This window comes from Butyrivibrio sp. AE3009 (assembly GCF_000420845.1).
Taxonomy (GTDB): Bacteria; Bacillota; Clostridia; order Lachnospirales; family Lachnospiraceae; genus Butyrivibrio.
Genome location: NZ_ATVS01000051.1, coordinates 1 through 20,218 on the forward strand (window position 1 = coordinate 1; position 20,218 = coordinate 20,218).

20 protein-coding genes are annotated in these 20,218 nt (G+C 41.8%); 17 read left to right on the forward strand and 3 right to left on the reverse strand.

The genetic code is table 11. The features are described 5' to 3' along the window. Nucleotides 1-138: 138 nt before the first annotated feature. The 5 genes from G588_RS20775 to G588_RS0116725 all read left to right on the forward strand — a co-directional run bounded on the left by G588_RS20775 (nucleotide 139) and on the right by G588_RS0116725 (nucleotide 4,643). Nucleotides 139-1,551, forward strand: a complete 1,413-nt coding sequence (locus G588_RS20775; RefSeq protein WP_155830783.1) for an IS1182 family transposase — start codon at nucleotides 139-141, stop codon at nucleotides 1,549-1,551. 437 nt (nucleotides 1,552-1,988) lie between these two features. Beyond that, on the forward strand, nucleotides 1,989-2,876 hold the full coding sequence (locus tag G588_RS0116710) for an alpha/beta hydrolase (RefSeq protein WP_242830387.1): 888 nt from the start codon (nucleotides 1,989-1,991) through the stop codon (nucleotides 2,874-2,876). A 289-nt stretch (nucleotides 2,877-3,165) separates the two neighbouring features. Next, nucleotides 3,166-3,363 (forward strand): hypothetical protein, encoded by a 198-nt coding sequence (locus G588_RS0116715; RefSeq protein ID WP_196805002.1) that lies wholly within the window; start codon nucleotides 3,166-3,168, stop codon nucleotides 3,361-3,363. A gap of 186 nt (nucleotides 3,364-3,549) precedes the next feature. Further along, the gene (locus G588_RS0116720) at nucleotides 3,550-4,089 is read left to right on the forward strand and encodes a glutathione peroxidase (RefSeq protein WP_022779851.1); all 540 of its coding nucleotides are present in this window, start codon (nucleotides 3,550-3,552) and stop codon (nucleotides 4,087-4,089) included. 41 nt (nucleotides 4,090-4,130) lie between these two features. After that, nucleotides 4,131-4,643 carry a nitroreductase family protein gene (locus G588_RS0116725; RefSeq protein ID WP_022779852.1) on the forward strand — a complete coding sequence of 171 codons (513 nt, stop codon included), beginning with the start codon at nucleotides 4,131-4,133 and terminating at the stop codon, nucleotides 4,641-4,643. A gap of 135 nt (nucleotides 4,644-4,778) precedes the next feature. On the opposite strand, the gene G588_RS0116730 is transcribed toward G588_RS0116725, so the two are convergent. Then, on the reverse strand, nucleotides 4,779-5,834 hold the full coding sequence (locus G588_RS0116730; protein ID WP_022779853.1) for an AraC family transcriptional regulator: 1,056 nt from the start codon (nucleotides 5,832-5,834) through the stop codon (nucleotides 4,779-4,781). A 207-nt stretch (nucleotides 5,835-6,041) separates the two neighbouring features. Here G588_RS0116730 and G588_RS0116735 point away from each other — a divergent pair, with 207 nt between their 5' ends. The 11 genes from G588_RS0116735 (at nucleotide 6,042) to G588_RS0116785 (ending at nucleotide 17,594) form a co-directional block, all read left to right on the forward strand. Next, a complete protein-coding gene (locus G588_RS0116735) occupies nucleotides 6,042-7,544 on the forward strand; it encodes a sugar ABC transporter ATP-binding protein (protein WP_022779854.1) in 1,503 nt (500 codons plus the stop codon). A gap of 14 nt (nucleotides 7,545-7,558) precedes the next feature. Next, nucleotides 7,559-8,539: an ABC transporter permease gene (locus tag G588_RS0116740; protein WP_022779855.1), complete on the forward strand. Its 981-nt coding sequence runs from the start codon at nucleotides 7,559-7,561 to the stop codon at nucleotides 8,537-8,539. Nucleotides 8,540-8,553: 14 nt separating this feature from the next. Next, entirely contained in the window at nucleotides 8,554-9,753 is a 1,200-nt protein-coding gene (locus tag G588_RS0116745; protein WP_022779856.1) for a substrate-binding domain-containing protein, read from the forward strand. A 24-nt stretch (nucleotides 9,754-9,777) separates the two neighbouring features. After that, complete coding sequence (locus G588_RS0116750) at nucleotides 9,778-10,758, forward strand: ABC transporter permease (RefSeq protein WP_022779857.1); 981 nt, start codon at nucleotides 9,778-9,780, stop codon at nucleotides 10,756-10,758. 14 nt (nucleotides 10,759-10,772) lie between these two features. Next, nucleotides 10,773-12,278 carry an alpha-L-rhamnosidase-related protein gene (locus G588_RS22835; protein ID WP_242830388.1) on the forward strand — a complete coding sequence of 502 codons (1,506 nt, stop codon included), beginning with the start codon at nucleotides 10,773-10,775 and terminating at the stop codon, nucleotides 12,276-12,278. A gap of 24 nt (nucleotides 12,279-12,302) precedes the next feature. Continuing rightward, entirely contained in the window at nucleotides 12,303-14,072 is a 1,770-nt protein-coding gene (locus G588_RS0116760; protein WP_022779859.1) for a glycoside hydrolase family 3 protein, read from the forward strand. Nucleotide 14,073: 1 nt separating this feature from the next. Next, a complete protein-coding gene (pgmB, locus tag G588_RS0116765) occupies nucleotides 14,074-14,712 on the forward strand; it encodes a beta-phosphoglucomutase (protein ID WP_022779860.1) in 639 nt (212 codons plus the stop codon). 263 nt (nucleotides 14,713-14,975) lie between these two features. Then, nucleotides 14,976-15,704, forward strand: a complete 729-nt coding sequence (locus G588_RS0116770) for a MerR family transcriptional regulator (RefSeq protein ID WP_022779861.1) — start codon at nucleotides 14,976-14,978, stop codon at nucleotides 15,702-15,704. 144 nt (nucleotides 15,705-15,848) lie between these two features. Further along, complete coding sequence (locus G588_RS0116775) at nucleotides 15,849-16,700, forward strand: hypothetical protein (protein WP_022779862.1); 852 nt, start codon at nucleotides 15,849-15,851, stop codon at nucleotides 16,698-16,700. Nucleotides 16,701-16,711: 11 nt separating this feature from the next. After that, nucleotides 16,712-16,930, forward strand: a complete 219-nt coding sequence (locus G588_RS0116780; protein WP_155830826.1) for an aspartate dehydrogenase — start codon at nucleotides 16,712-16,714, stop codon at nucleotides 16,928-16,930. Between the two features lie 121 nt (nucleotides 16,931-17,051). After that, the gene (locus tag G588_RS0116785; protein ID WP_196805003.1) at nucleotides 17,052-17,594 is read left to right on the forward strand and encodes a hypothetical protein; all 543 of its coding nucleotides are present in this window, start codon (nucleotides 17,052-17,054) and stop codon (nucleotides 17,592-17,594) included. 61 nt (nucleotides 17,595-17,655) lie between these two features. Here the strand turns inward: G588_RS0116785 and G588_RS0116790 are convergent, their stop codons facing one another. Further along, the gene (locus G588_RS0116790; protein ID WP_022779865.1) at nucleotides 17,656-19,206 is read right to left on the reverse strand and encodes a hypothetical protein; all 1,551 of its coding nucleotides are present in this window, start codon (nucleotides 19,204-19,206) and stop codon (nucleotides 17,656-17,658) included. Nucleotides 19,207-19,380: 174 nt separating this feature from the next. On the opposite strand from G588_RS0116790, the gene G588_RS0116795 reads away from it, so the two are divergent. Next, nucleotides 19,381-19,860, forward strand: coding sequence for a hypothetical protein (locus tag G588_RS0116795; RefSeq protein WP_022779866.1), 480 nt, complete (start codon nucleotides 19,381-19,383; stop codon nucleotides 19,858-19,860). A 132-nt stretch (nucleotides 19,861-19,992) separates the two neighbouring features. Here G588_RS0116795 and G588_RS22840 read toward each other — a convergent pair. After that, the coding region (locus G588_RS22840) for a transposase (RefSeq protein WP_022779867.1) at nucleotides 19,993-20,218 on the reverse strand (226 nt) is incomplete at its 5' end.

The window sequence follows — 20,218 nt, forward strand, 5'->3', positions numbered from 1 at the left end:
TCAGACTGTAGACAAAGTCCACGGCATTTGCCGTGGATTTTTCTTTATAAAAGTGCCGGAAACTCAGTATTTATCTGGGCTTGAGGCACTTTTTCTGATATAATAGAAGTATCAAAGTTGGGGATGGGGATTGCCTTTATGATGACTTCTAATACCGAAAGAAAGCGTGAACAAATGCAGTTTGTGAGCATGGACGATCTGGTTCCACAGGACCACATGCTCAGGCTTATTGATAAAGCCATCGACTGGTCATTTATATATGATCTTGTTGAAAATAAGTATTCTTCAGACATGGGCAGACCCAGCATGGATCCTGTCACTCTCATTAAAATCCCTTTCATCCAGTATCTATACGGAATCCGCAGCATGAGACAGACTATCAAGGAAATCGAAGTCAACGTTGCATACAGATGGTTCCTGGGCCTGGAACTTAACGAGCCCGTCCCGCACTTCTCAACATTTGGAAAGAACTATACAAGACGTTTCAAGGACACAGACCTCTTTGAGCAGATATTCCAGCGTATTCTCGAAGACTGCTACCGCTTCAAGCTTGTTGATCCTACTGCTGTCTTTGTAGATGCCACTCATGTAAAAGCCAGAGCAAACAACCGTAAGATGCAGCATAAACTGGCAAAGCAGGAAGCACTGTTCTATGAAGAAATGCTCAGGAAAGAAATAAACGAAGACAGAGCTGAGCACGGCAAGAAACCTCTTAAAGATAAAGATGATGATAATGATAAAGGCACAGGTGGGCATGATGATTTCAGTGATTTTACAGACGATGTGCCAAAGGATACCAAGAAAGTAAAATGCAGCACTACCGATCCTGATAGTGGATGGTTCCACAAAGGTGAACACAAGAATGTATTCGCATACGGTATAGAGACTGCCTGTGATAAGAATGGATGGATTCTTGATTATACAGTTAATCCAGGCAATGAGCATGACAGCCGTACATTCAAAGGGCTATACGATAAGATTAAGGATATTGGTGTTGAAACTATCGTTGCAGACGCAGGCTATAAGACGCCGGCCATAGCAAAACTCCTCATAGATGATGGCATCAAACCACTTCTCCCATACAAGCGTCCAATGACAAAGAAAGGATTCTTTAAGAAATCTGAGTACGCATACGACGAATACAATGACTGTTATGTATGCCCTAATGATCAGGTACTGGAGTATTCAACAACAAATCGTGATGGATACCGGGAATACAAGAGCTGCGGAAAGGTCTGTGAAAGCTGTCCATATCTCGAGCAGTGCACACTCAGTAAAAACCATGTAAAGCTTATAACTCGTCATATCTGGGAAGATTACATGGAAGAATGTGAGGATATAAGGTATACAGAAGGAATGAAGGATCTCTATTCTCACAGAAAAGAAACAATAGAGAGAATCTTTGGAACAGCTAAAGAGAACCACGGATTCAGATATACGCAGATGTATGGCAAGGCGCGGATGGAAATGAAGGTCGCGCTTACCTTTGCGTGTATGAATCTGAAAAAGCTTGCAAGAATCAAGCATGAATGGCGGTTAGAGATGGCCTGATAGAGGCCGTTTCTATCCTTTATTATCAATAAAACACTCGCGAAAAAGAAAAATGGTCTTGAGAGCTACGCTCTCAGGACCATTTTGTCTACAGTCTGAGAACTCCAAGGCGCATGCCTTGGAGTTCTTTCTGACTTCTGTTATGATTTTTCTAGGTTACGATATGTTTTTTGCATGATGAGGAAGGATTAAGACATGTACAGAACAGCCGTTATTGGTGTTGGAAATATGGGAAGCCGTTACGCATCAATTCTGCAGGACGGACTTGTTGTATAGGCTCCAAGGCTGATGCTTTGGGGCTTATTTTTGTGCCAATATTTTGATGATTTTTTGACTTGCATTTTTGAAATTCCGTGCTATTATTTATATTCTGTGCGTAAAAAACAATTTTATTTAAAAGGAAATATCGTAATATGACATTCGCAATAGTAAACATAATGATTTTTGTAATTATATACCTTACACTCTGTGCAATATTTGCAAGATCAATGGGACTTGTTAAGTGCATTGATCCCCAAAAAGCATATCAGAAGGAGAACCGCAGACATTTTCTTGATGGTTACAAGAAATGGAAAAGCGAAGAATACATAATCAAATCTTTTGACGGTTATGAGCTTCATACAACCTATATTCCATCAGCAGTTCCATCCAATAAATTCGTCATCCTGGTTCATTCATCAACTTACTGTAGGATCGGAGGAATCAAATACTTTAACATATTCAGAAAAATGGGATATAACGGAATTCTCTTTGATCTTCGTGGTCATGGTGATAACAAGAAGTCTCCGTCAACATGGGGAATCAAGGAAAGCAAGGATCTTCTCTGTGTAATAAATGATACTGTTGAACGTTTCGGAGATGATATCAAGATCGGCGTCCATGGCGAGTGCCTTGGAGGCGTAACTGCCCTTACCGCGCTTAAGTATCATCCTCATATCTCTTTTGTTATTGCTGACAGCTGCTACAATTCACTTTATTCACTTCTGTGCAAACTCGCTCAGCAGATGGCACATGTATCACCTGTACTTTTTGATCCTGCAGTTATCTTTTTCAAGCTAATGTTTGGATTTTCTTATAAAGAGATTTTTACAAAAGACAGCCTTAGAGGCAACACAGTTCCGATTTGCTTTATCCAAGGCGACAGCGACTGCGTTGTACCTGTAGATGATACTATGGAACTTGAAAATGCAACTAAAGGTTACAGTGAAATGCACATATTTGAAGGTGCTGATCATACCCGTAACATCATTGCTGACGCAGATCGTTATGAGAAAATTATCAAGAACTTTTTATACAGAGTAAGATGCATGGAGCATGCAGCATAAGCGCATAGCTTCATAACATAATAATCGCTGATACTTAAGCTCCAAGGCTGATGCTTTGGGGTTTTTTCCTGTCATAAAAAAGGCCTGAAAAAAAAGTGCATGAATACTGGGACTGGAGCCTACAACTACAATGAATCTTTTGAAATGCTGATAAACACTGGGAGCTTTAAGCGGAAGTTATAGTACAGTTAACGGTGTAGCCTAGAATCAGAAGAAAAGCATACAGGGGCTCAGAGGTACCGTGTTTAGAGAAAGAGAGGACTTTGAGATGATATTTTTAACCATTTGTATGGCACCGGTAATGTTTGTGCTTTGGGCAATAGGCCAGACCATTGCGGCATTAGTACGTATTTTCAAATTTGATATCACATGCTCTTCTGTAAAAAAGAAGAATCCGACTCTGTATCGGAATCTTAAGAATGAAGAAGCCAGAATAATGAATAATGGTAGAAGCTGGTACTGGATTATTCATCATCATGACAAATGACTTATGCCCCAGATTGCCGTTTCTGTTGATATGTCTGTGCAGGCCTCTGACTTTTATGAAGTCAGGGGCTTGATTTTTTGAGGGATAGTATTATAATAAAATTGTGCACGATTAAATATAACAAAATATATAATTAAAGATAGAGCGAAAAAGACTAACTATTAAAGAAAGTCAAGGAGGAAAAAGATGATCTACGATTACAAAGTAACTACAGGAACTGGAGAAGAGCTTGATCTTGCTGGCTACAAAGGAAAGGTTATCCTTGTTGTAAACACAGCTACAGGTTGCGGTTTTACACCTCAGTACAAGCCTATAGAAGAGCTCTATGAGAAGTATCATGATAAGGGGCTTGAGGTTCTTGATATTCCTTGCAACCAGTTTGGTGGACAGGCCCCGGGAACTGACGATGAGATCCATGAGTTCTGCACACTTCATTACAATACAACATTTCCTCAGATGAAAAAGGCTGATGTGAATGGGGAAAACGAGCTTCCTCTTTATAAATATCTCAAGTCACAGAAGGGATTTGAAGGCTTCCAGGATCATCAGTACAGAGAAGTGCTTGAGAAGATGTTTGCAGAAGCAGATCCTGAGTGGGACAAGAAGCCTGACATCAAGTGGAATTTCACCAAGTTTGTAGTAGACAGGGAAGGTAACGTGGTTGCACGTTTTGAGCCTACTGCCGATGTGGCAGATGTTGAGGCTTGTATCAAATCTCTTCTTTGAGATTTGGCGCGGAGAACTGTTAAGAGAAAGGGGAGTTCACAATGGAATTCAAAGACGTAGTAAAGAACCGTTATTCATGCAAAAAGTACAGCGAGCGAAAGGTAGACAGGGCAAGGCTAAATGAGATCCTTGAAGCAGGGCGCCTGGCTCCTACAGCCAAGAATCTTCAGGAGCAGCATATCTATGTTGTTGAGTCAGAAGAGAATCTGGCTAAGATCGATAAGGCAACACCTTGCCGCTATGGCGCTCCTACGGTACTTGTTGTAGCTTTTGATAAGAATAATGTATTTACATATCCGGGTGGTAAAAGAGATTCCGGAATTGAGGATGCTTCTATCGTGGCAACTCACCTTATCCTTGCTGCAGCAAACGAAGGAGTGGACAGCTGCTGGCTCAATTTCTTTGATCCCGAAGCACTGGCAAAAGACCTTGGCCTTCCGGAGAATGAAGAGATTCTGATGCTCCTGGACCTTGGCTATGCTGCAGAAGGAGCCGGACCACTTGATAATCACAACAGCAGAAAAGAACTGTCAGAGACGGTGACATACATGTGATAAATTCGTGCCATGTTTTGGTTTGAATACCGTCACATGGCATTTTTAATGCGGTGGGTGTCTATAGTAGATGCTCACCGTTTTTTGGTGGGGGACGCCTTTTTAGGGTTTTTTAGATGGGGCATGATAGCTCTTTTACCTGGTTCTGTTTGATGTGGACTGTTTGCGATATGCAGAGGGCGTCATGCCTGTGTGCTTTTTAAACTGTCTTATATAATGCTCTGTGGTATCGTACCCAACAGCTTCTGCTATGGTCTGCACCGTCATGGTGGAATTGGCAAGAAGATCCTGCGATCTTTCGATTCGGACAGTTCGCAGGATATCTGTGTAATTCATGCCTGTGAGCTCTTTTATCAGCCTTGATGTATATTCGTTGGAATAGTGGAACTTATTTGACAGATCCGACAAGGTGACATCTTTGTAGTTTTCCTGAATATACTGGATAAGAGCATAGCGCTGGACATCTACTCTGGAGTCGAACAGGGGCATCTGAACAGATTCGGAGTACCGTCTTATTATCAGATAGAAGTCGAGGAGTAGGGTGTTTGTTATGGTCTGATAGTGGTACTCTTCCTTGTTGCGACTCTCTGTTAACATCCATATGAAGGACTCGGAAATGGCCGCGTCCTGGCCGGTCCTGAACATTATAAAATCGTTCGCCTTTTTGGCATAAATGTTGTTCAGAAAGAAGGATGAGAGGATGTTACGGGTGTTGAGAAAGGAGTAGAACATAGTATGAAGTGTATCACGGCGCAGCATTATATTTATGGCGATAGTGTCGTCAAATACCGCAAAAGAATGCCTGATTCCCGGTGGGATCACGCAGAAATCTCCTGTTCTCATCTCAATGGTATTGCCCGATATAGTCTGGGTGCATCTGCCATCGTAAATATATGAGATTTCAAAAAAGGTATGGCTATGCTCAATATCCGGGCTGTATCTTTCGTGCTTTTGAACAATAATACTGTCATTGTCAGACAGATCAAAAAAGAAATAATCCTCATAAACATCGGGGATTGTTTCTTTTTTTTCTTTGATCAGAAGGTGCTTACTCAGCACCATTTCCATGTCAAGATTTTTAAGAAATTCTCTAAGCGAATCCGGGTTCTTTCCTGCGAGGTAGTACTCTCTATAAAATGCTTCCACCTCTGTAACATCGTATATATGCTGCTTTAATGCATTAGCGTCCATTTTATCTCCTTATATTGAGGGCTCCTATTAAATCTAATATATCTGCTCGGCAAGTAGATGTCAAAAAATAAAAGATTTATATAAAAATTATTATATTTAAGTCATAAAACATCAATAATATTGAGCGATTTTGTGAATTATGTTCAGTGCTTTTTAAACATATAATTGCATCATAAAGAGCGCCGTTACAGAAAGGAATGGGCAGTTATGAATAAACCAGTTCTTGAAATGAAGAATATCAGCAAACGATTCGGAAGCGTCGTGGCTCTTAACGAGGTTGACCTTGAAGTTTATCCCGGCGAGATCAGAGGCCTGATCGGTGAGAACGGATCAGGAAAATCCACTATTTCCTCAATAGCTGCCGGAATGCAGAAAGCAAATGAAGGAGAGATGTTTTTTAAGGGAAACAGATGGGAACCGGCCAGTATGATAGATGCACTGAACAAGGGCATTGGAATGGTTGTTCAGGAAAGCGGAACCATTGGAGGAATATCGGTGGCTGAAAACATGTTCCTTGCCGAACTTGGGAGCTTTAAAAACAAATTTGGCCTTGTGGACAAGAACAAACTGGAAAGAAAAGCAGATGAGGCTCTTAAAAGCGTTGGGATAGCAGGCATCAGCGGAAGAGATGCGATGGGAAGGCTGGACTTTCAGGACAGAAAGCTGGTTGAAATAGCCAAAGTTATCATGAAAAACCCGGATATTCTGATCATCGATGAGACATCAACTGCGCTGTCCCACGATGGAAGGCAGATCATGTACAGTCTGATCAGAAAAATGAGGGATGACGGAAAGTCAGTGATCTTTATATCTCATGATCTGGACGAAATCATGGAAGTCTGTGACACGCTGACGGTACTCAGGGATGGAAACATCATAAGGACTTTTGAAAAAGAGGAATTTGATGCAGATGCCATCCGCAGCAGCATGATAGGAAGAGAGCTTAAAGGTGATTATTACAGGGCGGATACGGAGTGTACATCTCTTGATGAAGTGGTACTCAGCGCTCAAAGCCTGAACTACAAAGATAATTTAAAGGACGTTTCTCTGGAGCTCCACCGCGGAGAGATTGTGGGAGTCGGTGGCCTTGCGAGCAGCGGAATGCATGATCTGGGCGAAGCCCTTTTCGGAGCGCTAAAGCTTGATTCGGGGCATGTTATCTGCGGTAGTGGAAAAGAGATACTCAGCCCTCACAATGCAATGGGGCAAAAGATCGGATATGTGTCGAAAGACAGAGATCAGAAATCGCTTTGTCTCGATGCAAGTATAAAAGACAACATCGCTATCGCCGGAATGAATATCTTTAAAAACAAAATAAACCTTGTTACTTCATCCGGTGAGAAAAAATATGTAAAAAAACAGGTGGATGAACTTAAGATCAAATGTTCAGATATGGATCAGGCAGTAGGTCAGCTTTCGGGTGGCAATAAGCAGAAGGTTGTCTTTGGTAAATGGATAGGCTGCGGAAGCGAGATACTGATCCTGGATTGCCCCACAAGAGGCGTGGATATCGGAGTCAAGCAGGCGATGTATCAGCTCATGGTAAAGCTCAAAAATGAAGGCAAGGCAATACTTATGATAAGCGAGGAGCTGCCGGAACTGATAGGTATGAGTGACAGAGTACTCATTATGAAGGACGGAGAGATCACAAGAGAGTTTAAGAGAAGCAGTACTCTCAGCGAGGGAGACATCATAAGCTACATGATCTGAGGAAGGTAAAAGAGATGACAGATAAAAGAAAAACCAACATAAAACAAAAACTCATATCCTTACTTCCCATTGCCGCTTTACTGGTTTTGTTTGCAGCATTTCTGGTGGTGGTAAGCATAAATGGTTACAGGCTGGATATGTACCTGAAAATAGTATTTAATGAGGCTCTTGTTCTTGCGGTGGTTGCTACTGCGGCGATCTTCATTTATACCCTTGGCACCTTTGATATAAGCCTTGGAGCATCAACGCTCTTTGCAGCCACTATGGGGGTCATGACCTATAACAAGACTCAGAGCCTTATTTTGATGATCGTCGCGATATTCGCAGTGGGTATCACAGCTTCACTGCTGAATTCGGTTTTAGCCTCGGTTTTTCATATACCTCCCTTCGTGACAACTGTTGCCATGATGTCGGTTCTTTCAGCTCTCTCGGCACAGATCATCACAAGCTATGGAGGAGCTCTTGGCGGAATAAGTATTCCCAGCGAAGTTGTAAAGCCCTTTGACAACATAGGTTTTAAGGCAATGCTTTTAATAGCCTTTTTTGCCATATGCTTCTTTGTATTCCAGTTTACGAAGGCCGGAAGAAGGATGAAATTTGTGGGCGGAAATCCAATTTGTGCAGAGCTTACAGGAATAAAGGCAAGTAAATATACGATCCTGGCCTTTGTGATGGCGGGAATTGGAATCGGCCTCGGAGCATTTTTGACACTTTGCTATACCCCATCGGTTACTACTACAACAGCATCTAGTATAGGAATGAATATCTTTATTGCGATTGTTTTCGGAGGAATGCCAATCTCAGGAGGTGCAAGAAGTAAGATTTACGCGGCACTTATCGGTGGCTTCTCATATATTTTGCTGAATGACATCCTTGAGATAGTCATAGACAGCAGCGCAGCATACGGCATCACACAGGTGATCAGTGCAGTCTTTTTCCTGGCGGTGGTTTATGTAACCGGCATGAATTACAGGACAGCACTGTTACCAAGATAAAGGAGGAAAATATTATGAACAAAAAACTTACAAAAGTGATCGGACTTATCATGGCCGGGGCCATGACGGTGATGGCAGGATGCGGAAATTCGGCACCTGCTGCACAGGGCAGTGCTGATAACGCAGCACCGGCACAGGAAGCTGAAACAACTACTCAGCCTTCCGGCAAAGCCAAGAAAATCGGAGTGCTTGTAGCAGATGTCAGCGGTGAGGAAGCCCTGGGATTTAGAAATTACTATGAGAAGTATATTCAGGAAAACTATGATGTTACCTTTGATTACACTGATGCGCTGGCAAGCGCTGAAGACGAGAAGGCCGCTATTGAAAAATTTGCATCAAAGGGATATGACGCAGTTATCTCTTTATCCAGCAGCGACAGAGCACAGCAGATTGAGACCTGCGAGCAGTATGGCCTTTACTATGCAATAGCTTCAGGAGTTCTTGATGAAGAGCAGTATGAAAAATACAAAGGTTATGAGCACTTCGTTTGCCAGATCGGACCTTCAAATGCCACTGAATTTGAGGCAGGAAAAGCTATGGGCGAGTATTTTAAAAATCAGGGAGTAAAGAAGGTGGCTCTCTATGGCGCTTTCATTCCAAATCCTATGCATGTTTTCAGAGCAGCCGGTATTCTTACGGGACTTGGTTGTACCTACGGCGGAGCAAATGACATGGGAGCGATCGTGGGACAGATTTTCCAGGATCAGGGAATTGATCTTTCAAAGGTTTCCGGCGATGTTGAACTTGTTGCATACCTTCAGGGATATGGCGATACAACAACAGATGAGCTTGGTGCAGCTATTCAGAAGGCTCCCGAGGCATTCCTTTCAGTTGGAATGGCAACTACATTCTTTGCACAGACACTTTCACAGGAAAATATACCTTTTGCCGATATTGATTCCTTTACTGCCATGAACAGTCAGTCAATGGAGAGTGGAAGTCTTAAATATCTTGCAGGTAAGTATTCATCATCTATCGGACCTGTATTTGCGCTGGTTTCAAATGCGATTGACGGAAATCTTATCAGAAATGATGAGGGAAATGCTGTATCGCTCAATCAGGGCTATCTGGTAGCAACAGACAAGGCAACCTTCGATGAGTATTTTGTCAATGACAACGGTGATTCACCCATCTACAGCAAAGAGACACTTGATAGCATTATCGGAAGTCAGGTCACCTATCAGGATGTAAAGAGCCTTGTAGAGAGTAAGTAATACAGAGTAATAAGGAGATTAGCTATGAGTACCCCGAAGAGAATCGTAAACGCACTGGCCATACCGGTTGTAACCCTTGTGGTTTTGCAGACTCTTTGCCTGTTAAATGGACAGAGTGTGATTTCAAATATGAAAAGCTTTGACAATTTCATAGTTTATACAGCTATTGTGATGATCACAACCATGGCTCTTTCCATAAATCTGAACAGCGGAAGATTTGATTTCTCCCTGGGGTCAATGGCCGGTCTGTCATCTATCATAGGGGCAAAAATAACCTATGGGATTCTCTCCGGGGGAAATGGCTCTGCACCGCTGATGCTTTGTATATCCCTTGTTGCAGGAGTGATACTTGGACTAATATCGGGTCTTACATATTGCACATTAAGACTGCCTCCCATCATAGTCTCACTGGGAGTAACGCTAGTGTATGAGGGAATTATGTACACAATAACCGGTGGCAAATATGTTATGAGTGAAGTTCAAAATCCTTCAATGTCCGCTCTTACAGGAACCTGGGTCTATGCAGCATTGATAATAGCGGCAGTCCTTGCATTTATGATAATTACTTTTGATAAAACGGCCTTTGGATATGACTACAACGCACTTAAGTCGGGACAGAAGGTGGCTGTGGCTACAGGTATCAATGAGGTAAAAAACACTCTGATCTGTTATGGGATCAGTGGAGGCCTGATGGGTATAGTGGGAACACTTAATGCGGCCAGAAATACGACAATAAATGGAGGACAGCTCAATTTTGGCAGTATAGCCATCATGTTTACAGCATTTCTCCCTATGTTTATCGCAGGATATATCGGCAGATTCACAAACGAGAAGATTGGCTTTCTCCTGGCGGCTGCTTGCATGTCACTTTTAAATTCTACCTTTGCTGTATTCTCAAACTCAGTGAATGCAACGATGCAGTCAATTATAAATGCAGTATTGCTGGTTGTTTTCCTTATTTACCTGAACAACAATGATTTGATAAAGAGAGTATTGAAAGCATGAAAGACTTAAGATTATTGAAAAAAGCAACGGCTCTTTTCCCAAGGTTAAATGAAAAAGAGATTGCTGTAGCCGAAACAGTAAGTATTACAAGGGACGGCAAGGGAATAAAGAAAAAAAGTCTCCGGGATTTCAGGACTATGTCACTAAAAAAAGGTGATGAGGTCATCCTTGACTTTGGCGGACATCTTGTTGGATATCTTTCTCTTGATTTTAAGAACATAGGAGCTCATGCAGATGCTCCGGTGCTCTTAAGAGTACGCTTTGCCGAAAGAGAAGTAGAGCTGTTTGAGGATGCATCAGAATACAGTGGCTGGGTAAGCGCATCATGGATCCAGGAAGAGCTGGTAAAGGTGGATGTGGTCCCCGGAAGGCTGGACTTTGACAGACGATATTCATTCAGATTTGTAAGGATTGAGGTTATGGATATCAGTTCAAGATTTGACCTTCAGATTTCCGAAGCTTGGGCCAAGGCCGTCACTTCTGCCAGAGATACGGATCTTTTACCCTATGAGGCGGCAGATCCCTTGGACAGAGAGATGGACAGGGTGGCTGTAAAAACTCTCAAAGATTGCATGCAGACAGTGTTTGAGGATGGACCTAAAAGAGACAGAAGGCTGTGGATAGGAGACCTTAGGATACAGGCTCTGGCCAATTATGAAACCTACAGAATGAATGATATGGTCAAATCCTGCCTATACCTGTTCGGTGCGCTTACTCAGGAGAATGGAAGAGTCGGAGCCTGCGTATTTTTGGAGCCTGAGCCTGAAGTAGACGACACCTGTATGTTTGACTATTCTCTGTTTTTTGTGGTCATTCTCAGGGATTATTACAGAAAGACAGGTGACCGGGAGGCGCTGGAGGATCTGTGGCAGGTATGCCGCAGACAGATCAGTCTTGCCAGAGAGGGCCTTGACCAACACTATGTAGTAAAGGATCTTGACGTTCTTGGCTGGTGCTTTGTGGACTGGAATCTGGATCTGAATAAACAGGCAAGTGCGCAGGGGATATTCCTGTACGCGCTGGAGGCAGCAATTGAGCTTGCCGAGCAGGTCGGAGATGTGCTCTCAGAGGAAGAGTATGCTGATCTTTACAACAAAGTAAAGGATGCAGCCAATACTTTTTTATATGATGAAAAAATGGGCATGTACGTAAGCGGGAAAGACAGACAGATCTCCTTTGCATCTCAGATATGGATGATACTTGGAAATGCCGTTGAAGGTAGTGCTGCACTCAGGCTTTTGGAAAGACTAAATGGCTGCGACGGTGCTGTTAAAATGGTTACTCCTTATATGTATCACAACTATATAGATGCACTTATTAAGCTTGGCAGGAAAGAAGACGCTCACAATCTTATGAGACAGTACTGGGGCGGAATGATCAAAAACGGTGCAGACACCTTCTGGGAGCTGTATAATCCCGAAAATCCGGACGAGTCACCTTACGGAGGAACCATTGTAAACAGTTATTGTCATGCCTGGAGCTGTGGCCCGGCGTATTTTCTCAGGAAATACTTTGCTTAATACTTTGAAAGAAGAGAGTTTGATATGACATTTGATAATTATGAAATCGATTATACCGGGAATCCGTTTTTTCTTGACGAGAGTGCCATAAATTGGGTAAAAGAGACCTTTGAGGACATGAGCCTTGAGGAAAAATGCGGACAGGTTTTTTGTCCTATGGGATTTAGCAGTGAAGATGAAGTTCTTCGCGGAATCGTCAGTGGAATTGGTGTTGGCGGGATGATGTACAGAAGTGGGAGAGCAAAAGAGATTCAGGATACTCACAGAAAAATACAGTCAATGGCCAAAATTCCGCTTTTATTAGCCGCTAATACGGAGAGTGGTGGAGATGGACTGGCGGTAGAGGGGACATCTTTTGGCAAGCCCATGGCAGTTGCAGCAACTGCGGATCCTGAAAACGGCTACAGGATGGGGTATGTTGCATGCAGGGAAGGGGCAGCACTGGGACTAAACTGGTCTTTTGCTCCTATCGTGGATATCAACAGAGACTTTCATAATCCGATAACAAACGTCAGGACCTTTGGCGATGACCCGGAGAAGATAGTTTCCTTCGCTTCACGCTATATGGATGGTGCAGATGAAAATAATGTTGCCGTGTCAATAAAACATTTCCCCGGAGATGGAATAGATGAAAGAGATCAGCATATCCTTACCAGTGTCAATTCTCTGTCTGTAAAAGAGTGGGATGACAGCTTTGGATATATCTATAAAAGTCTTATAGACAAGGGAGCAAAGACTGTAATGGTGGGTCATATTGCCCAGCCGGCTTATGTAAAAGAGATTAACAATAATGCTGACAGAAGAAGCATGTTGATGCCGGCATCTCTTTCTAAGGAACTTCTTGGAGGTCTTCTCAGAAAACGTCTTGGCTTTAATGGCCTTATAACCACAGATGCCACTCCCATGGTAGGATTTACCAGTGCAATGCCCAGAAATATTGCCATACCGACTGCCATAGAAAACGGCTGCGACATGATTTTGTTCAACAAGAGCCTTGAAGAAGATTACAGTTTCATGCTTGAGGGTATTGTCAGTGGTTTGTTGTCCGTAAAAAGACTTGATGAGGCAGTGCTGAGAATCCTTGCAACAAAGGCATCCCTTGGGCTTCATGAGAAACAAAAAAACGGAAGTCTTGTCCCTATGGAAGAAGAGTTATCAGTTGTTGGCTGCAGCAAACACAGAATGTGGGCAAAAGAGGTAGCTGATAAGGCTGTCACTCTTGTGAGGGACGAGAAAGCTCTTTTGCCGTTAAGTCCGAAGAAATACCGGAGGATATACCTAAATGTGATCGACAAGGAAATGAACCCGGAGAGCGCATTTGTAAAGATGTGGAAGGATAAGCTGGAAGCAGAAGGGTTTGAAGTTACGGTAAGGGACAGACGTGTTAAAATTGTCCCGGCTGATTTTATGGATCCGGCATCACTGCCTGATGAGAAGAAGGCTCTTTTACATGAGATGTACAGAAGTGTTGCTGAGATGAAGGAATCCTTTGATCTGTATCTATATGTCTGCAATATGGAAAATGCTTCAAATAACACTACTTTGCGACTCAACTGGAACGTAGTGTTTGGGCTTGGAGATGATGCGCCCTGGCATGCATCAGAAATACCTATGATGATGATATCGACTTCGTATCCATATCATCTGTTTGATGCTCCCATGATCGGGACTTATATTAATTCCTACAGCGCAGGTGCGGATTTTGTCGATGCAACTGTAGAGAAAATAATGGGCAGATCTGAGTTTATGGGAGTAAGTCCCATTGATCCCCTGTGCGGAAAGGATTACATCTGATATGAAATATAAGGCCATAATTTTTGATCTGGACGGAGTTATCTGTTTTACCGATGAATACCATTATCTTGCCTGGAAGGAGCTGGCAGATGAGCTGAATATTCCCTTTGACAGGACTATCAATGAGAGGCTAAGGGGCGTCAGCAGAATGGATTCTCTTGAGATCATACTGGAGAAATATTCAGGACCTGAGTTCTCAAAGGATGAAAAGGAAAAGTTCGCCGGAAAAAAGAACGACATCTACAGAAAGAGTCTTGAAAATATGTCTGAAAAAGACCTCTCAGAGGAGGTCATAGAGACGTTAAAGGAGCTTAGAAACAGGGGACTTAAGCTTGCTGTCGGATCTTCGAGCAAAAATACCAAGTTCATATTAAAACAGATCGGGCTGGAAGGTTTCTTTGACGCCATAAGTGATGGCACCAATATCACAAGATCCAAACCCGATCCGGAAGTGTTCTTAAAAGCTGCCCAGTTCCTTGCAGAAGAGCCGAAGGACTGCCTTGTTATAGAAGATGCTGAAGCCGGCATAGATGCTGCGGTATCGGGCGGTTTTTACAGCGCCGGTATCGGGAGCGCAGAAAGCTATGGAAAGGCCACATATCATTTAGAGAGCTTTAAGGACATTCTAAAGTATGTTTAATGGTAAAGTCTCTCTTTGGCAGCTTTGTGCTTAAAGAAGAGAAGCACTTGAGCTCACATACCTAGGTGTACATATGGGACAATTCGTCCTGTAGGATGTATTGTAGACGAGGCTTATGATGCAGCTGAGGATTACTGGAATGACAATTTAAGAAGGAGCAGATATAGAGGTTTTGCGACCTCTATATTTTTTTATAAAAAAGTGTTGACTCTAACGTTACGTCATGGTTTAAGCTATAGTTACACGTGAAGGAGATGAAAGCCATGAAGACAGTAAATGAAGTAAGTAAGCTGACAGGAGTGAGTATACGCACTTTACAGTATTACGACCAGATAGGACTCTTAAAGCCGGCGGAATACACAGAGTCCGGCTACAGGCTGTATGACGATGCAGCACTGGAGAAATTGCAGCAGATTTTACTGTTCAAGGAGCTGGAGTTTCCGCTTAAAGACATAAAAGAAATAATAAACAGATCTGATTTTGACAAGACGAAGGCACTGGAACAGCAGATTGAACTTCTGGAACTAAAGAAGGAGTATATTGAGAATCTGCTGAATCTATGCAACTACCTTAAAACGAGAGGAGTGAGAAAATTGGATTTTACAGCATTTGATAGTAGTAAACTCGAGGAATACTCAAGAAAAGCCAAAGAGCAGTGGGGACAGACTGCTGCTTATAAAGAGTACGAGGAAAAAAGTAAAAACTGGACTAAAGAAGATAGAAGCAACATGATGGCTGATTTTTCCAAACTCTTTGAGGAGTTCGGTACCATGAAGGATATGGATCCCGCTTCCGCAGAGGTTCAGGCTCAGGTAAAGAAAGTTCAGGACTTTATTACAGAGAACATGTATACCTGTACTAATGAGATTCTATACAGTCTCGGAACCGGCTATGCAAGCGGCGGAGAATTCACCCAGAACATCGACAAGATGGGCGGTAAAGGAACCGCAGAATTTGTCTTTCGGGCAATAAAAATTTATTGTGGGCAGTAGTAAACAATAGCTGCAAATGAACTGATATATTTTTGGTTGTCTATCCGCCGCAAAGGTGCTAATCTTGTAAGGTAGCGGTAACCGTTTGTGGCAAAATCAGCATGGTTACTGCTTAAGTCGCAAGAAGCGGGAGGATAGTTCAGTATGGATCAGTATTTGAGCGAGTCAGTGGGGGTAAATAGTCTGGGGGACTTAAATCACCTATACCATAAGCTTTTGGATAAGGTAAGAAGTGTTGAGACCAAGGCAGAGCAGAAGGCACAATTGGAGCAGGAACTAAGTGAAGCCAGGGATACCTTAAGCGTAAGGTTCCTTATGCCGATTGTCATGGCTCTTAAGTTCACATTATATGCGGGAATTCCGTTCATTGTAGTGTTCTTTATTCTGGCAGCCTGCATCAAAAATGCAGATGGAGTCAGATATTTCACAGTGTATGACCACTGGTACGGATCAGCGCCGTCTCTTCATTGGCTGTCGGATCTGCTGCTCAAGTTCGGCGATACCTGTGGCGTAGTAGGTAAGATTTTGGCCATAGTTATCGGGGTGATCGTATTCTTTTTGATTCCGGCAATTGTGGTTCTTTTACCACTTTCTTTGATCGGCGCCATTATTATCACTGTGCATGCATGCAACCAGGCAAGGACCACCGTTGAGCATGTTCCCGGAAAGGTTGAGAACCTGGGAAATGAGATTGACGATATTATTGATGAAATAGCACCCGGTATGTCATTTGTACCACCGGATTACAGGTACAGCGATGCACTGGAATTCATCTGCAGAGCATTTGATAATCACAAGGCTGACAGTCTGAAAGAAGCTCTTTTACAATATGATGATTATGCACATAAATGCAGACTGGAGCTGGGACAGCAGGAAATGATCGGTAGGCTTAACACCGCTATTGATATGATCCAGGAGCAGAATGACAAGCTGGATTCAATCCATTCAGAAGTAAGAAGCGTAAATAGCAAAGTAAATTGGCTCATGTGGTTATGAAGAGGCTGATTATTATGTTTTTTAAAAAGAAAACAGAAAAGAAAACCTACGATAAAGAAAACAAGAAACCGGTGATCAAGGCCAGCATCTGTAACGGAGAGCAGGTCGCAGGATTTCGGGATGTGCATACGGGAACATTTGAGGAAGTTATGCTTATCAGGGATTCAGAGGATCTGTTCGAGTTCAAAAATGAGTACGGAATCACTGAGGATATAGAGAAAATATATTAAGTAAATTCATTAGACAAAAGTCCTTTATCTTACAAGGCCTAAGCAGGCCAGGTAGTGATGAAGGATTTTTCTTAATTTGGCATATATTTGTGCGCTAAAGCAACGATTGCCATAGAACTCCATGCCACTTATAATGTTGCTAAATTTCTGGAAAAAGTATTTTGTATTGGAGGAAAAGATATTTATGAATCATCAATATTATAGAAAAGTATTACTTGTAGCCGTCTTGCTGCAAGCTGTTACCGTTTTATGGGGAATTATTGTTTTCTTTGCCAGAAATCAGCTGATTCCCGGAATATATCATGTTGATCATTATATGGATACGGTAGCAATACCGCTTTTTCTTATACGTCCGGTATTTAATTTGATAATTTACTCAGTATTTCTGGCGATTACTAAACCGGGCTCAAAAGGTAGTGCATCAAATGGAGTTGCAATATTAATAGTGTTCGGTATCCTGTCATTTTTCGTGACGGTCTTAGTTAACTATCTTGAGCGAATCATCACAAATAAGTGGGGATTTGATGCAGAGGGACTTATCAATTACATGGGCATAGTATTTTCCCTCGGCAGCTTTATCAGTTCAATGGCATATTTATTGTTTTTGCTTTCTGTCGGAATGTACATCGCGATACAGAAATTCTTGGCAGAGCAGACGAATTAATGAAAACATATGGCAGAACACCATCAGGTAGTTGGTTGTGTTCTGCCATTTTCGTGAATGCTCATTTTTTTCTTTGTACAAACTTATTAACAATAGCGTTCAAATCTATAGTCGCAACGCAGATAAAGACAGGAACAAATACTATAAGATATCGAGCTCTTGTCTCAAATAATGTTACAAAAAGAAACATACCTATTGAAGATGTAACAAGAACTGTTTTAGCTCTGGTCTTTTCCAGCATAACTGAAAATGCCATCAGGAATAATACAGCTAGCCAAGCAGCCTGTTTTATGGCAAGATGATATTTCCAATACTTTCCTGTATGATAAAAGATTTCTCTTAAAAACGGGCTTATTCGTTCATTCTTTTCATCATAAATTGTATGATAAAAGTTTCCTTCCAATCCCCAGGCAAATGAGCCGTCGTTAAAATTCGACAAAGTTTTCTTTCTTAGATGGTTAAGAAGTCCTAAGGTACCATAATCATGTAGCCTTTGGCGAATCACCTGTTTTTGAGCATTAGCTCGCTCAGTTTTATCTAATATGCCTGAGGATAGTGCTACATCATCAGGATTCCACGCTCCGCCTCTTCTTTCATTGAGACCCATCATAAGCATGTGTAGCGCTCCCAGATTCATGTTTTCATCAATTTCAATTCTTGTATAAGCAATTGCCTTCTTGAACAACCCTTGTGAAGCAATAACAGTTATGGCAATTATCATTAACATTGCTATGAAGTATTTTGTTCTATTTTTAATAACGCTTTTACTAATGTCTTTCAGTCCATAGATTATTTCAGTTATGACAATTGCTATAGCCATGATCAGTATCATTGGCTTTAATTTGTAGCCCCAATAAGATAGAAGTGTAATGGTAAACGTTCGCCATAGCTTTTTAGTGGGGATCCTGCGAAAAAGCTGATACTGCCTCATAATTAAAATGGGAAATACCAATCCCATTGAATCTGTATATGGTATTACAATCCAACCGGATATTCCTAATAAAATGCAAAATATTATCCATCCGATCCAGGCAAATCCATTATTGTCGGTCTCGTCATAGATTACTTCGTATACTGTACGTGCGGTAAGCGAATATAAGAAACACTGCACAAATATTATGAATGCTCTACCATCCCATGAATCGATTACTCCGTAATACGCATTTATTTTACATAGGACATAATCCACAAAAAGGATGAACTGATTATTGGGATACATTGAATAGTACAGGCTATTGTCGGGTGTATTTCCCCAGGTAAGTTCTTTCGCATCGTCAAAAACGACTCCGGCATCCCATCCGGTTGCAAAATAAATGTTCATTGCTAAATAGCTTAATGCTATAAACAAAATTCCGGTTGCAATATTTAGCTGTTTTTTTTGATTTAATTGGTTTTGGGAATCCTTAGAAGCTAGTACCCCCCCCAGGAAAAGCGGCACTATACCGCCAATTAAAAGCAAAATCTCAGGGAGAAGGAATGATTTTCTGAATGCATAATTATCTTTTCCGCATAACATGATAAGAGACAGAATTACAATTAAACATACAGAAAATATGATATATATGCTGTTTGCCAAAAAATCAGATAACCTATTTCTAATACTATTGTCCATGATATACTCCCTCCCAAATATTCCTTATTATACCACGTAAAATCCATCTTAAGTATGCGTAATGGGTTTTTTGGTGATACATCTATCCTTTAATATGTATATAATGGTGAATATATTTGCATGCTGTAGTGGTCTATTTGTTACAAGCGTTATGTAGGAGGTTTAGGAAATATTATGGCGAATATTTGGGAAATTCTTCATAAACCGGATACGGTCGTGTTCTTTGATATAGACGGAACACTTACAAGCTACAACTATGGGCAGCACCACGCTCATCATGAGCTGGATGGCACTCCGGAATTTCGTGATGTGAATATCTATGCTGATTGCAAGAGGCTTAAGCCTCTCTATGACTATATCTGCAGTCATGACGTGAACAGACTCTTTTGTATATCAAGGGAACCTCATGGGCATGAGGCCTGGAAGTCTGAGATGGTGGAGCGCCTGTATGGTATCCCAGCATCTCATTGCTTCTATACCCTCGAGGCAAGAGAGAAGCCTGAGATTGTCATGGATAAGGTAAAAGAGTTGTTTCCGGGCATAGATCCTGAATCCGTGGTCCTGATGGATGATAATGATGATACCCTGGGAATGTACATGGCTAGGACGCCTTTCTGCACGGCTCATCCTATGATTTTCATGGAACATATATAAGTAGAGTTTAAATGTCTGTTGACATCAAATTGTCTGTCAATTATACTTACAACTAATATTTTTCAGAAAGAGATGTTGTTATTATAGTACCTCTGCGAGAAAACCCCTTCCGTCAGGTTGGGGATGAATCGCTTAGCTTTTTTGCTTTTTGTATTTCCCAGACTTCATGTATTTTCTCTTGTGTTCTTCAGTCCGCTGCTCTTCAATGTACTTTTTGACAGTTTCCATGGAAACTGAGCCTGTGGTCGCACAGAAATAGCTGGCGCTCCAGAAAGGCGAATCGCCCCACAGATATTTCTCTAACTGAATGCGATCCTTTGTTGTATCCGTCCATAATAAAACTCCTAAAAGCACCCCT